This is a genomic window from Odoribacter sp. AF15-53 (assembly GCF_003479425.1).
Classification (GTDB): Bacteria; Bacteroidota; Bacteroidia; order Bacteroidales; family Marinifilaceae; genus Butyricimonas.
The window spans coordinates 97,968-113,402 of sequence record NZ_QUHC01000005.1 but is presented as its reverse complement, the minus strand read 5'-3'; the positions used below and the strand labels follow the sequence as shown (position 1 = coordinate 113,402).

The 15,435-nt window shown below is 45.1% G+C and carries 10 protein-coding genes; 4 read left to right on the top strand and 6 right to left on the bottom strand.

Translation table 11 applies throughout. From position 1 onward, the window contains the following. Positions 1-8 precede the first annotated feature (8 nt). The 4 genes from DWW52_RS12055 (at position 9) to DWW52_RS12040 (ending at position 6,347) form a co-directional block, all read left to right on the top strand. A complete protein-coding gene (locus tag DWW52_RS12055; RefSeq protein WP_118715769.1) occupies positions 9-1,418 on the top strand; it encodes a thioredoxin family protein in 1,410 nt (469 codons plus the stop codon). A 201-nt stretch (positions 1,419-1,619) separates the two neighbouring features. Beyond that, positions 1,620-3,014: a thioredoxin family protein gene (locus DWW52_RS12050; protein ID WP_118715768.1), complete on the top strand. Its 1,395-nt coding sequence runs from the start codon at positions 1,620-1,622 to the stop codon at positions 3,012-3,014. A gap of 98 nt (positions 3,015-3,112) precedes the next feature. Further along, positions 3,113-4,033 carry an ABC transporter ATP-binding protein gene (locus DWW52_RS12045; protein ID WP_118715954.1) on the top strand — a complete coding sequence of 307 codons (921 nt, stop codon included), beginning with the start codon at positions 3,113-3,115 and terminating at the stop codon, positions 4,031-4,033. A 16-nt stretch (positions 4,034-4,049) separates the two neighbouring features. After that, positions 4,050-6,347 carry a Gldg family protein gene (locus DWW52_RS12040; protein ID WP_118715767.1) on the top strand — a complete coding sequence of 766 codons (2,298 nt, stop codon included), beginning with the start codon at positions 4,050-4,052 and terminating at the stop codon, positions 6,345-6,347. Positions 6,348-6,423: 76 nt separating this feature from the next. Here DWW52_RS12040 and DWW52_RS12035 read toward each other — a convergent pair whose 3' ends face one another. The 6 genes from DWW52_RS12035 to DWW52_RS12010 all read right to left on the bottom strand — a co-directional run bounded on the left by DWW52_RS12035 (position 6,424) and on the right by DWW52_RS12010 (position 15,425). Then, positions 6,424-6,738, bottom strand: a complete 315-nt coding sequence (locus DWW52_RS12035; RefSeq protein WP_118715766.1) for a chaperone modulator CbpM — start codon at positions 6,736-6,738, stop codon at positions 6,424-6,426. An 11-nt stretch (positions 6,739-6,749) separates the two neighbouring features. After that, the gene (locus tag DWW52_RS12030; protein ID WP_118715765.1) at positions 6,750-7,667 is read right to left on the bottom strand and encodes a DnaJ C-terminal domain-containing protein; all 918 of its coding nucleotides are present in this window, start codon (positions 7,665-7,667) and stop codon (positions 6,750-6,752) included. A 198-nt stretch (positions 7,668-7,865) separates the two neighbouring features. Then, positions 7,866-10,421 carry a zinc-dependent metalloprotease gene (locus DWW52_RS12025; protein WP_118715764.1) on the bottom strand — a complete coding sequence of 852 codons (2,556 nt, stop codon included), beginning with the start codon at positions 10,419-10,421 and terminating at the stop codon, positions 7,866-7,868. Positions 10,422-10,433: 12 nt separating this feature from the next. Further along, positions 10,434-13,055, bottom strand: a complete 2,622-nt coding sequence (locus DWW52_RS12020) for a zinc-dependent metalloprotease (RefSeq protein WP_199691995.1) — start codon at positions 13,053-13,055, stop codon at positions 10,434-10,436. A 150-nt stretch (positions 13,056-13,205) separates the two neighbouring features. After that, positions 13,206-14,693, bottom strand: coding sequence for a PKD-like family lipoprotein (locus DWW52_RS12015; protein WP_118715763.1), 1,488 nt, complete (start codon positions 14,691-14,693; stop codon positions 13,206-13,208). Between the two features lie 42 nt (positions 14,694-14,735). Then, on the bottom strand, positions 14,736-15,425 hold the full coding sequence (locus DWW52_RS12010) for a DUF4843 domain-containing protein (RefSeq protein ID WP_158582580.1): 690 nt from the start codon (positions 15,423-15,425) through the stop codon (positions 14,736-14,738). Positions 15,426-15,435 lie beyond the last annotated feature (10 nt).

Here is a 15,435-nt window from a genome sequence, read left to right as displayed (position 1 = left end):
AATAAATCATGAAAAAAATTGTATTATCATTTGTATGTGTACTCGTGGCTTGCGTGGCAAGCCACGCACAAGGAGTAAAATTTGAATCGGGCACGTGGAATGAAATCCTGGCTAAGGCCAAGGCTGAAAACAAGACAATCTTCGTGGATGTCTACACCAAATGGTGTGGCCCCTGCAAACACGTGTCGGAAACTGTATTTCCACAGGAAAAACTGGGTGATTTCTATAATCCCCTTTTCATTAACTTCAAAATGGATGCAGAGAGCCCAGCCGGAAAAGAATTCGTGAAGGCCTATCCCGTGACTGGATATCCCACCTTCTTTTTCATCGACGGAAACGGAAAGGTGATTCACAAAATAGTGGGAGCCAAAGATGTCGACGGCTTTATCTCGGAAGCTAAAATGATTTCGATGTACGCCCGTCACGGGGGGATTGACAACATGATGGTCACAATCAAAAACGGCACGGCCGACAGGGAATTACTGTATGATTATTACCAGTCCGCTAACAAGAAAAACAAACCGGAAGCATTGAATCTTTACCTGAAAGCACTCCCGACAGAAGAATTAATTGATGAAAACAACAAACTCATTGAAGAAATGTCTCTTTACGACAAAGAATTAATGACAAGACTTGTTGATGAGATCGTGAAAGCTAGTAATGACGGTCGGTTCTCCAATGGGAAATATGCCGAAAAATTTGCTTTTTGTATCGTTTTTCCCGTTCAATATGATATTACCACGTTCCTCCGCACAAGTATTCAAGAAGGTAACTGGGAATGGTTCAACGAATTACTACAACTAAAAGAAAGATTTGCCAATTACGGAGGCCGAGTCTACAGGGGAGGCAAATTACTGGATGGCGATCTCAGGATTATTCAAGGGAGAGGACTATTCTTTGCCACTCCGGAGTACAATAAACTTTGCTATTGGACCCGGAACAAAGTAAATGAAGATGAATTCAAAAGCATGCTCGTACCCTACATGGACAAACTGATCGCCGAGAACCCCGTTGATTCTTTAATAAAAGAAGACAACAATCAAGTTCTGGATATGATCAAAAAGGAGGGGCTAAAAGGTCAAATGCAATTTTTCGCACAAGGAATCTTTGAAGCCGGTAACGTCACGGCTCATAATATTATCGCCTGGACTGACTATTTCTGGAAACTCTCGCCTTCGGACAAGAAAACTAAAGAATTATGCGGCAAATGGATTAAATATGCCTTTAACGTGAATCGTTTTAATGATAAAGTTGCCGTCCCGGCCGCCGACTTATTGGCCAGAATCGGAAATTTCAAAGATGCCAAAATCATTTTAGAAAAAGCGATTGCCAGCCAGAAAGAGCTTAAAAACGAGGATCAGAAAGTTTATAAAAAACTCGAATTGAAATTACGGGATATCAATAATGGTAAACTGTAACATTTTTTCCTCGTACCGGGAAAAGTTGCCAACACCTCCTCTGTTTATGAGGTCACTGAAAAAGTTCTTTTTGTAAAAAACGATTACCCCCTCCAACTCTCCCCTTACACAGGAGGAGGGTTGATCACCAATCGGTTTCCCCTCCTGTGTAAGGAGGGGTTAGGGGAGGTAGTTCTCAATATTCAATTGAAATAATAAATTATGAAGAAAATCGTATTATCATTCGTATGTGTATTTATCGCTTGCATGACAAGCCACGCACAAGGAGTAAAATTTGAATCGGGGACGTGGGATGAAATCCTGGCTAAGGCCAAGGCTGGAAACAAGACAATCTTCGTGGATGTCTACACCAAATGGTGTGGTCCCTGCAAACACGTGTCGGAAACTGTATTTCCACAGGAAAAACTGGGGGATTTCTATAATCCCCTTTTCATTAACTTCAAAATGGACGCCGAGAGTCCGGCCGGGAAAGAGTTTGTGAAGACCTATCCCGTGACAGGATACCCCACCTTCTTTTTCATCGACGGGAACGGGAAAGTGATTCACAAAATAGTGGGAGCCAAAGATGTCGATGGCTTTATCTCGGAAGCTAAAATGATTTCGATGGACGCCCGTCACGGGGGAATTGATAACATGATGGCCGCAATCAAAAACGGAACGGCCGACAGGGAATTACTTTACGACTATTACACTTCTGCCAATGAAAAGAACAAACCCGCGGCCTTAAATCTTTACTTAAAATCCCTTCCCACGAAAGAATTAATTGACGTGGATAACAAGTTAATTGATGAAATCTCCCTATACGACAAGGAACTCATGACTCGTCTCGTGGAAGAAATCGTGAAATTCAGTCACGGGGAGAAATATACAGATAAAGAATTTGTCGGGAGATATTCTTTCAATATTGTTTTTCCCGTTCAGTACGACCTCACAACCTTTTTGGAAAAAAGTATAGCGGAAGGAAATCTCGAATGGTTCAACGAATTGCTGGAATTAAAAGAAAAATTCAATAATTACACGGGAAGATTACTGGACGGGGATTTAAATATACAACGAGGACGAGGGATATTCTTCGCCACCCCGGAATACATCAAATTATGCTATTGGACTAAAAACAGAACCAATGAAGACGGGTTCAGGGACGCTTTAACAACTTACATGGATAAACTTATCCGTGAAAATCATGTCGACTCGTTGATAAAAGAAGACAATAATAACACCCTAAAACTGATAAAAGAAGCAGGAGGGGTAAAAGGACAAGTAAAACTCTTTGCATCATTCCTTTTCAATGCGGGCAACGTGACCGCTCACAACATCATCTACTGGACACATTATTTCTGGAAACTCTCGCCTTCGGACAAGAAAACAAAAGAATTATGTACCCAATGGATCAGCTATGCTTTCAACATGAATCGTTTTAACGATCGTGTTGCCGTTCCGGCTGCCGACTTGTTGGCCAGAATCGGGAATTTCAAAGATGCTAAAATCATTTTGGAAAAAGCGATTGCCAGCCAGAAAGAACTTGGGAATGATGATCCTCAGGTGTACAAAAAGCTAGAACTAAAGCTTCGGGATATCAACAACAAGAAACTGTAAAATCAATCAAGAAAGAGGTGTTGGGAAGGGGATGAGACCAACACCTTTTTGTAAAAGCTAATTAGCGAAAGAATTGTATGAACAAAAAATTACATTGTATGAAAGAATCTATCCTAAAAATCGAAAACCTGTCCCACCGCTACAGTGTACAGTGGGCGATCCGGGATATCAATTTTGAAATCGACAAAAATGGCATTTACGGTTTACTCGGTTCCAACGGGGCCGGTAAGTCCACCACGATGAATATCATCTGTGGTGTCCTCAAACAAACGGAAGGAAGTGTTTCAATCAAAGGGATCGACATGAGAAAAGATCCGGTTCAGGCCAAACGCCACATCGGTTTTCTACCCCAGATACCTCCCCTCCACCCGGACTTAACCGTGGAAGAATACCTGGTACATTGTGCGAACTTACGCTACGTGCCTAAAAATGACGTGAGCAAGGCGGTTGACGAGGTGACTGTCCGTTGCGGGATATCGCATTTCAAGAAACGCCTGATCCGTAATCTCTCGGGAGGATACCAGCAACGCCTAGGGATAGCCCAAGCCATTATTCACAATCCCGATTTCGTCGTGTTCGACGAGCCGACAAATGGTCTGGATCCGAACCAAATCGTGGAAATCCGCCACCTGATCAAAGAGATCGCGCAAGAACGTACCGTGATCCTATCTACCCACATCCTGACGGAAGTACAAGCTACATGCGATCATATCTACATGATTGAACAAGGGAGCCTTGTTTTTTCGGGTTCCGTGGATGAATTTGATAATTATATCGAACCGAATTCCCTACTCGTCTCGCTCATGGCGAATCCCGGCGCGGAGGAATTACGTGTTATTCCCGGGATCACGGGAGTTGACGAACTTGGTGGCTCTCGCTACCGACTGAGATTCAACGATACTCCCGAGATAGCGGAACGTATCGTCGAAACAAGTGTCGCCAAAGGCTGGCGCTTAAACGAGATCAACCTAGAAAAGAGTTCCATGGACACCGTATTCGCGGAATTATCTAAAAAATAACGTAAATCACCAAGATATGAACATGATATTTAAAATAGCGAAAACAGAATTACAAACCTTATTCTATTCGCCGGTAGCGTGGCTTATCCTCATCGTATTCACTTTCCAAGCCAGCATTTTATTCACGGGAACATTTGGCATGTCGGTAAGAAGTCAAGCCCTGGAATACGAGGTCGGAAATCTTACCCTGTTCACGTTCGGAGGAGATTACGGGTTATTCACCCACATCCAGCAATACCTGTATCTTTATATACCGCTATTAACCATGGGATTAATGAGCCGAGAATTAAGTAGCGGCTCCATCAAGCTATTATATTCTTCTCCCGTTACCAATAAAGAAATTGTTCTGGGAAAATATTTTGCCATGCTCGTTTATGGCTTGGTACTTATCGGGATACTGGCCATTTACGTACTCTATTCCGCCTGCACAATTAAAGCATTCGATTTTACGGTTGTCTTGTCCGGGCTGCTAGGACTTTACTTGCTGATTTGCGCTTACGCTTCTATCGGTCTTTTCATGTCAAGCTTAACTTCCTACCAGGTTGTCTCTGCAATGGGTACACTCGCTATTTTAGCGGCACTCAGTCTAGTTCGTGGTATGTGGCAAGATATCGAGTTCGTAAGAGAGATCACCTACTGGTTGTCCATCAACGGCAGGGTCGATGAATTCGTTAACGGGTTAATATGTAGCGAGGATATACTTTACTTCCTTATCGTTATCACGCTTTTCCTAACGCTCACCATCCTACGCCTCCAAGTGATCCGCCAGAAAACCAGCTGGACGATCGCCTGGGGCAGATACATCGGGGTATTCCTGATCGCCATCGTACTCGGTTATTTCAGTTCCCGCCCAAAATTAATGAGTTTTTACGATGCTACCCGAACGAAACAAAGAACCTTAACCATGAACAGTCAGGATATTATCAAAAAGATGGAAGGAGGTCTCACCATAACGACCTACGTGAACATTCTTGACGGCTTCATGTATTACGGGCTCCCGCGCTCTGTCAAAAGTGACATGAATCGATTTAAAATGTACCGACGTTTCAAACCGGAAATTGACATGAAATATGTCTACTATTACGATACCGTGACCAGTCGATCTCTTTCTCTCCGTTATCCGGGAATGACGATGCGTGAGCAAATGAAAAAAATTGCCAAAACAATCGACATGGACACCAACAAGATAAAAACACCCGAAGAAATTCGTGCCACGATCGACTTAAGCAGCGAGAATAATCGTTTTGTACGTTTGTTAGAGCGAGAAAACGGGGAAAAAACATTCTTGCGAGTATACGATGATTTCATGAATCCGTTCCCTAAAGAATCAGAAATATCCGCGGCTTTCAAACGCCTGGTCATGGAGCTACCTATCGTTGGTTTCGTTAAAGGACACGGAGAACGAAATTGCACGCGGGAGGGAGATCGGGATTACAAACACTTCTCGCAAGACAAACCTTTCCGGTATGCTTTAATTAATCAAGGTTTTGATATCGCAGAAGTAGACTTACAACATGAAATACCGTCTAACATCACGATCCTGCTTATTGCTGATGTTCGATCACCATTCACGCCAGAAGAGATGAACACCTTGAACACCTACATTGCCAAAGGAGGTAATCTAATCATCGCGGGCGAACCCAAACGCCAAGCATTGATGAACCCGTTAACGGAACAACTGGGAATACAGTTTATGCCGGGTTGTTTAGTAAAACCGTCAGAGAACTTCTCCCCGGATTTAATTGTTTCTTTCGTCACCAAGGAGGCCGGAGAACTTTCATATCTTCTGGAAGATATGCGGAAACATGACTATTCGTTCACCACACCCGGATGTACGGGACTAAATTACACAACGGATAAAGGATTCGAAGTTATTCCCCTATTCAAAACGGATACCGTCGGCTGCTGGAACGAAATCGAGACGACTAATTTCATCGACGACACGGTTCGTATGAACCCGGCCAAAGGCGAGACGGAGGAAATATTCACAACGGCCCTCGCCTTACGAAGAGATATCAACAATAAAGAACAACGTATTATCATCATCGGTGATGCCGATTGCCTTAGTAACTCGGAAGTCGAGATGAGAAGAAAAGGAATCCGGGCTGCGAACTATTCCTTCATTCTCGGGACTTTTTTCTGGCTGTCGAATGAAGAAGTTCCCATTGACATCCGCCGCCCGACACCTCCCGACAACAAAGTTTATGTCGGAGAGTCAGGCATGAAAGTCACGAAATTCGGACTCATCGGGGGACTCTCCATGATCCTCGTATTCTTTGCCATCTTTATCTGGATAAGACGAAGAGGAAGGTAATGATATTTTACCTCCCTACCCCCTTCTGTAAAAGAAGGGGGTAGGGAGTATTCATGCGAGAATACCTACTTTCACCTCATTCTTCCCAATGCCCGAAATGATTCGAGCGGAACACCCGAACTTCCCGGCGTAATTGATTTAATTCATGCTGCATTTCGTGTAAACGTCCCATCAACTCGTGAATGACACCGATTCCCTCGATATTCACGGACAAATCCTCGTGCCAACGAATAAATCGTTCCAAATCGTGTAATTGCGATTCAAGCAAATAGCGTTCGCCATCGACCACCCGGATATCAATCAAACCATCCTCTTCCAGCGAGAGTATGAACGAGGGATCCACGTGACTTTTCTGACAGTATTCCCTGACTATAATCAAATCTGTTTCCATAACTCTTCTCCTTAATTAAGATTCTGTAATTCCCGGAACAACTCTTTCTGCTTTTCCGTCAACGTCGTCGGAATCTCCACCGAGTAAGTCACGATCAGATCACCGAACTTTCCCTCTTCCTTGTAAACGGGAAAACCTTTCCCCTTCAACCTTACCTTCGCACCGTTCTGCGTTCCCGGTTTCACCTTCAACTTTACCTTCCCGTCCATCGTCGTGACCACCTGCTCTCCACCGAGGACTGCCGTGTACAGGTTCAAGGGAGCTGTCACGTACAAATCATTCCCCAAACGTTTGAATACCGGATCCTCGGCAATAATAAACGTGATATATAAATCCCCGGCGGGTCCACCGTTCACCCCGGGGCCACCCTGTCCTTTCAGCTTGATCGTCTGTCCGTCGGCAACACCGGCCGGGACCGTGATTCGGATATTCTTGCCGTTCACGGTCAACACTTGCTTGTGGGTTTTGGCCGCATCCTGGAATGAAAGATGCAACTCGGCATTATAATCCTGTCCCCGGAACCCGGCAGCCCGTCCACCGCCTCTCCGCGAACCGAACAAGGATTCGAAGAAATCCGAGAATTCCCCGTCACCTCCCATACCGGAGAATCCGCCTCCCGAAGACCAGTAAGCCCCACCTCCATCACCGAATCCGCCACCACCTTGCTGTTGGTAACGTTGTTTCTGGGCTTCGAACTCGTCCGCATGTTTCCAGTTCTCGCCGTATTGGTCATACTTCTTTCGCTTCTCCGGATCACCCAATACCTCGTTCGCCTCGTTTATCTCTTGGAAACGTTGTTTGGCATTCGGATCATCCGGATTCAGGTCCGGGTGATACTTTCTGGCCAATTTCTTAAAAGCCTTCCTGATATCATCTTGTGAAGCACTTTTGTCAACTCCTAAAATTTTATAGTAATCTATATAGGCCATACTGTTTTGATTTTTAACATTATCAAAAAGGGTTGATACAAACATTGTACCAACCCGTGATATACGTCCGTTATTGACACTTAGTTACAATTGACCTGACAAAGTGACGAAAACGGGACACGATATTCTCGCAAATAAAAAAGTCCCCGAAAGCCACGATTGTAGCTTTCGGGGACACAACGGAAACGCAATTCTCAACTATTTCAACATCTTGTTTATCTTGTAAAGCATAAACTCGTAATGTCTTTTTGTCTCTCCCGTGGCACGAGGCAGAGCTCCCCGGATCAAATCCCTGGTCTTAAGGAGCATACTATAAAAAAGAGGGGCCGTGGAATAACGGTTAGCCTCTATTTTTGTCATGGTGGGGTAGAATCCGTAAAAGTGATCATGCGCTTTCCCCGTACCGCACACTGCATGCATAGGTGTCCCATCGGCGGTAATCTTTCGCACGCTCTCGAAAGTTCCTGCCGAAGAGCCCGCCTGCGATGTCACGGCAATCGAACCCAACAAACCTTGTTGCAGCATAATTTCCTCCTTTGTCAGGGAACGCCCGGCAATAGTGCCCTTCCAGATTTCCCGGTATACATCATCCACTAGCTCCTCGGGAGAATAAGCATCCGGATCTTTCTCCACGCAAAGAGCAAGACGACTGATTCTTCCCAACAGGGCACCCATAATAGCCGTACGGGTTACCTTGGTTTCCATGCCGACATCAAATTTTTGCAGAAGCCGGGGATCCCGTAACCAATCAATGTCTTTGGCTTGCGCTATGACATAACGCACAATTTCTCGCTGTTGTTCACGAGGAACCACCTGAAAAGCCGGACGCCCGTCACCCACTTTCACTTCATCCATATAAATACCACCCACATGACTCAGGACGTTATCCAATTTCCCGTTGAACATAAACCCGATACGCCCGAGAAGCAAAGCCCGGTAGGACATATCCTTGTCCCCCTCGGAGTACCAATCGTAGAAACCCTCCACGAATCGTTTTAGATTCTTCTTGAAATACTCGAAACTCTTGACCGGATCATTTCCCAAGTCCCCGGTCAGGACAGAAGGATCATAAGCAAACATGGGATATTGTTTCAACGCATAACGATAAACAGGATCACCCGCCTTCTCGTCAATCCAGCAATCAAGCACGGGAATCTCTTCTCTGGAAGAACGAGCATCAGGGATCGGTTGATAGAGCCAGCGTATAGCGTAACGATCATAAGGTCCCACTGCATCAGGCACGAGTAGCACGCCTTTCTCCACGTCTTCCGGTTGCGCAACATAATTATATTGCATCTGGTCCATAATGGAAGCCGTCAACCCGTGTTCTCGCGTAAAGGAAACCGAACGTAACGAATCGACAGGATAAGCATTCGAGGCCGCAAAATTCGGTAACAATCCCAGGTTCATTCCCATATATTGTATCATGGCAGCACGGATCAATTCTCCTGCCTGATTGTCAGACAACTGGGTTCGTCTCACGGAAGGATCGGCACCCATAGTAGCAAGGATTCGCTCCCGCTGCATGACCGAAACGGAATTGTTATGAATGTAAATAGAAGCATTCAGTATCTCACCCGAACGAGGGTCCACGAGCAAAGAATTCTGCGGCATATAAGACCAGGAGGGAGAATAACGCACGACAGAATGAGCAATGTCATTCGCATTGAAATCGGGATCATCTTTCGGGAAATCCAACACCCGAATAACATTTTTGAACCCGATCTCGGCAAAAGCCGTATTCCAAGCCTCGATTCCCTCCCGCACGTACGATTTCCATGCCGGGGGTACGAGACTATCCATGTAAATCACGATAGGTTTCTTAGGTTCTACTTTTTCCCCTCGAGCATAAGCATCGTTATCGGAGGGTTCCAGACGCCATCGTTTCGTATAATAAACTGGTGACAACCCCTTAAAAGAACCCTCGATCCCGGACTTTTCCATAAACGCCACCCCGATTCTGGGGTCTGCGATACGAGGCATCATGGGCGACTCGGGCAACACGGAGAGCATCCGGTTGACCGTCAAGGTCACGGGGATGTTCTGCTGGTTCATACGTCCCATCATGTAATAATCTACTTTGTAGAGCAACTCGCAGGTTGCCATGACGGTTGAAGGATACGCCCGGATACCCCTCAGGCGGGAATTTGCTACATCCGGCTTGTGAACCCGACTAATAAATCCCAACATGGAATTTCCCGCCATCCCGGGAAAAGGGCTGGCATAAGAGAAGTGTTCGAGAAAAAATTTGGTCATATCAAGTACTATCGCACTACTATCCGGGGTATAAGCTTCAATCTTGTATATCGACTGAATTCCAGGCATCTTCGATTTCTCAATAGCAGCGGTCATGTTCGGATTTCCGGTTTCGTTGACCGGTTCGCTGACAACAACCATGCGGGCATAAACAACCGAATCGTTTTTCGTGAAACGAAACACGCAACCATCATCCGAGAATTGCCCGACAATACCTTCCCCGTTGTCACAAATATCCTCGATAGAAGTGGAATACATCAAATCTTTTCCCAACAAGTTCACGGGAAATTCCACGTACGCTTTCCCATCTACAATGTGGACGGTCATCAATCCTTTGGAGGTAGAAACACGCTTCCCCTTGAACAACTTCTGGTAAGGAGTTAAGGTTTCTTTTAGCGTTTGCGTTTCCTTTACTTTCTTCTTTCGGGCATATCCCTCGTGGCTGCCGAAACACAAGAAGAAAAGTAATGGCAACAAGTAGTATAATATACTTTTCATGTTTTCCCGATATTAATTATTTAACGCCTGATTAATTTTGTAGAGTAATAGCTTGTAATGATTTCTCGTATCGGTAGAACCGGTAGAAACTTTACCCTGGATCAAAGCTTGAGCTTGTTTCAATTTCTCGTAATAGATATGATCCATCGGCTCCATCACGTCCGTGAGATAGACGTTAAACCCGAATCCCATTTGTTCCGCCGGGATCGCTTCACGGACTGCCTGATAATCATTTTTCCGGTTCGTGAACACACCCATCACTTCTTCAGGCAATTCACCGTAGAATGCTCGACTCTGTGCCTTGATACACTCGGGAATCTCGATCATCCCCTCTTCAAGGGTAATTCCTAAAGTGCCGCCGGACATCGTTTTATTGGCAATCCCGGCCGTCAGTACCAGATGTGATAAAAAACGGGTTTGCAATTTCTTTTCCACGTTTGTCAAGGTGCGTCCCTGACGGGTAGGTTTCCACACGTGATTGGCCACGTCTGTCAAGAAATCGGACCGGGTATAGGCATCTTTTCCCGCCTTGTCGGCACAGATCCCGATCATCCGCATCCGTCCCATCAAACCTTTAAAGACGGCATCCTCGACATTCGTGGAAATATTCCCACGCAACTCAAATCCTTTCAACAACTCCTCGTTGTCAAGCCAGGACATATCGTTCAATTGCTCCAAGATGAATCGCGTCGCCCGTTGCTGCCTCTCCCGTTCAACCGCCTGATAAGCAAGACGCTCATCCCCCTCGTAACGTTCATTAAGATATATTCCGCCGATATTGGCGATCACGTGATTGAGATAACGCATGTACTGGTAAAGAATTTCATTATAGATTTGCTTGCGGAAAGCGTAGTCCCGGTCTTCTTCACCTACCCAGTCGTTAAGATTGGAAAGTATGTACTTCAAGTTTTTAATCCCGTAATCGGCAGCCTTCATGGCATCATCCCCCAAATCCTCCTCGTAGGAAGTCGGGTCAATATGACCCCGTAACTGCTGTTTCCCGTAACGATACACGGGATCACCCGACCGCTCGCTCACCCAACGGTCAAGCGTGGGAACTTCTTCTTTCGAGGAAGTCGCATCCAGCAGAGGGGTATACAACCACTTGATAGCAAAATAGTCGAACACGCCCAAACGGGGAGGAGTCAGTTTCACGCCTCGTTCTTTATCACCGGGTTGTGCCACGTAATTGTTACGAGCGTAATCCATAATCGAATGGGTTGTTCCATACTTTTGCGTGAATGACGGGGAACGCAACGAATCCACCGGTATTGCGGCCGAAGAAGCCATGTTGTGCATGAAACCCAAGCAATGGCCTACCTCGTGAGCGATCACGTAACGCACACAATCACCAATAATCTCTTCCGGCAGGGTGACAGTGCGCACATCGGCATCCGCTTGAGCCGTGTGAAGGAAACGCCAGTTCTGTACCAACTGTAACATATTGTGATAAACATACACCGAGGCGTTCACGATTTCCCCGGTTCTCGGGTCTGTCCACGACGGGCCCATGGCATTTGCCACCCAGGAAGGGGAATAACGCACACAGGAATATTTCAGGTTATCCGGATCAAATTCCGGGTCATCTGTCGGGAAATCGACTGCCCGCACAACATTTTTGAGACCGATCTTCTCGAAAGCCGCATTCCACTCCTCGATCCCGGCTTTTATATATTTTCTCCATGTTTCTGGGAAAGCATTATCCACGTAGAACACGATCGGCTTTTTCGGCTCCACGAGTTCCCCGTTGCGATATTTTACCTCGTCGGAAGGCTCCACTCGCCAACGATTGGCATAAAAAAGAGGAAGCATTCCCCTCGGTTGGTTGGAGAACTCCGATTTCTGTTGGAAAAAGATATTCATGCGCGGATCAGCGATTCTCGGACGCATGGCCTCGCTAATCTCCGGGAGCAACACGAAACTACGGGTCATCACCGCGGTAAAAGGTATTTTATACAAATAATAATATTCCTGATCACGCAAACTTACCACGTAAGTCAACGAGGAACGAACGCTCACGTTATCCTCAAAAGCTTTGATCTCCCCGATAAAAGAATTCGCTTTCTTGAATTCTTTCTCGACCCACCTTTTACCTAACGCGATGGCATAAGGAGAGAACGGGTTCATCTGTTCCCGATCTTCCAACAGGAAATCCGTCATGTCAATCACCACGGTCGTACTGTCATCCGAGGTCACTTTCACCGGGAAACGTTGCATGATCGCCGGTTTCTTGCTCACCCGGATACGATCGGCCAGCAAAGGGTCTTCCGAAACATAGTCCGTATTAACCAAGCAAAGGTTCACGGTTGAGTCCGACCGGGTAAACCTGATATGTTGCGGGTAGAAAGGTTTCTCGCCCACGTTAGCAAACTGGTTATCAGTAATCTCGCTCACGGTGGAACCTAACAACATATCCCGTTCCATCAATGTCAACGGGATTTCGAAATAAACCTTCCCGTCCATTTTGTGAAGGGTGAAAAGCCCCTTGCGGGTTTCACACTTTTTCCCTTTAAAGAATTTCTGATAGGCCGTCTCTTTCTTCACTTCCGGAGCCTGTGTTTTCTTTTTATTTCTCGCCTCCCCCATAAAAGGAATAAGCACGAGAAATAACAACAATAATAATTTGTTTTTCATACATTTATGTGATTTAAATATAAATAAGAACCGAACAATAATTTTTCTTTTCCTTCCCAAACAAGGCATAAGCGGGGTGTAGTTACGGGAGTTTTCGCTCCCGTAACCGGCCCCAAGGATCTACAAACATTATAAACTTTACGCGCTCATCTATTTAGCCACGACATCAACCACTTTCCCGAAATTATAGCGGAAAAGTTCCTCGTAAATATTGGCATTTATATTAGCAGAAGACATATTCAAGGATACCACATCGCCATTCGTAAAAACCACACCCAGCGTGGATTCGTCTTGCATAACATTAGGCAGGCGAAGTAATTGAATAGATTGATCCTCAAACTCTTTCACGAGGACGGTAATATCCGTACTTGTATCATACCGATAAAGTTGATTATTGGACGCTCCCCCGGAGAAGAAAATATATTTTCCTGTCCGGAATATCGCCATTTGCGTTTGCGAGGTAAAATAACTGCTACACTTCAACTCTTTATGATTTTGCCCAACGATCAACATGAACGTATTATTGTAAGCCATGTACATCAACATAAAACGTTGGAAATAATATTTCCCGTCATCCGGATTCTTCACGATCATATTAAAATTCATCATCGGCTCGCCAACACTCAAATGAACGAGTTCCTTGTTCCCCATATCATTCAACGGGGTGTACGCCGCGGGATAAGAAACGGTGGGCATCTCCTGCACGTCGCCACCACTGCGAAAATCGGTACCCAAACACAACAGCCGGTTGTTCAACTCATCGTACAACAACACCTCGTTAGCAAAAGCCGGGGTCGACACTATTTGCCCGATCCAGGAATCTTTCGTCGGGTCCAGCAACATCGGGTTATTGTTAAAAGGATCTTGATGTAACTGGCCGTAATTGGCTATCGCTCGGGAATACAAATTCCCATCCTCTCCCAGAAGTACATCCGCATACATTCCATAATAAGCATCTTTCGGGACAAAACCGACAGGGGGTTGTTCGTTAAAGAATTCTTCGTCATTCCGTATTACCCGACTCATTGAATTCACATCCAACTCCACGGATTTTTGGCCTCCCCGCTGAATAACCAACAACTCGTAACTCCCACTAGGAGCATGATACACTAATTTCACCGGATCGGAACCCAATTCTTCCCCGTGATTATTATAAATATCCCGCCGATCGACATACTGGTATTCTCCATCTACATATTTTGAGGTAATCATGTGTAGAACGGATTTTCCTCCATCGTTCGACAAGACAAACCAGCTCGGAGCAAAAGCAATATTGTAAGGAGAACTGACCTGCACGATAATCTCTTGAATCGTCCGCACTTTCGTCCGATTGTTGATCACGGAAAACATCACGAAATTCGTCCCCAGAACTTCCCCGGTATATTTCAAATTGCGTTCCGTGGAATAAGGTTCTCCACCAATCCGCCATTCGTAGCTAAAATTTACGGAATCAGCAGGATTCTTGAACATTAACGTCGGTTTGATTTCAATATCCTCCCCGATCGGCACGGAATAAGATGCCAGATCAAAACTGATATCAACTTCATCTATTGAGGCATAAGCATAATTCCCTTTATCCTCGTAGCAAGAGTATAAAAATAAGCTACAAAGAAATAAAATGTATATTTTCAATTTCATGGATCTTTATTTTACATTCAACAAATTATTCTCGTTCCACGGTCACGAACCCATTACCGGAAGATTTTTCCACATAATAGACCCATCCTCATCCGTGTACTCCGGCTCGTATTTTCTCAGGTAGTTTTTGAACTCCAAGGCGATAATCCGTTTCGCATTCCACGTCCATCCCGTCAAATCACCTACTTGAGTAACTTCTTTGAATTTCGTAAACTTTTTCAACGTGTATTTCCCCAAGGCTTTCTCCGTTTCGGCATTCCACCAGTCCGGTTTTGTCACGACATTCGAAACCATCAACACCCGCCGGGAATAATTGGGTTCCCCGACCAGAATATGATCGTTATTTATAATGTCAACGACCAATGAATAAACGGTTTTATCTCCTTCAACAATACCCGCCCGATTCAATCGCAAATAAACAGTATCTTTTATTTGTCCCTTGGAAAAAGTAAATGTTTCGGGTAAATCAAATAATGCAGCCGGAGCCGTCGTCTCCCGCTCGTTCACGAGCAACGAAAGAGGGGTATCTTCCGTGAAGACATCGCCTATTAGTTTTATTTCCAACGGGATATCAACCTGATCATCCACGTAAAAGAAGAACGAGCAATTTAATGTATCCGTATATAATTTAGTGAACTGCACGTAGTGGTCATTTCCATAAGGCTTTATATTCTGTTTCTCACAAGACTGAAAACAGAAACCGATTAACACCAGATAGATAAAATATTTCATAATCTCCATT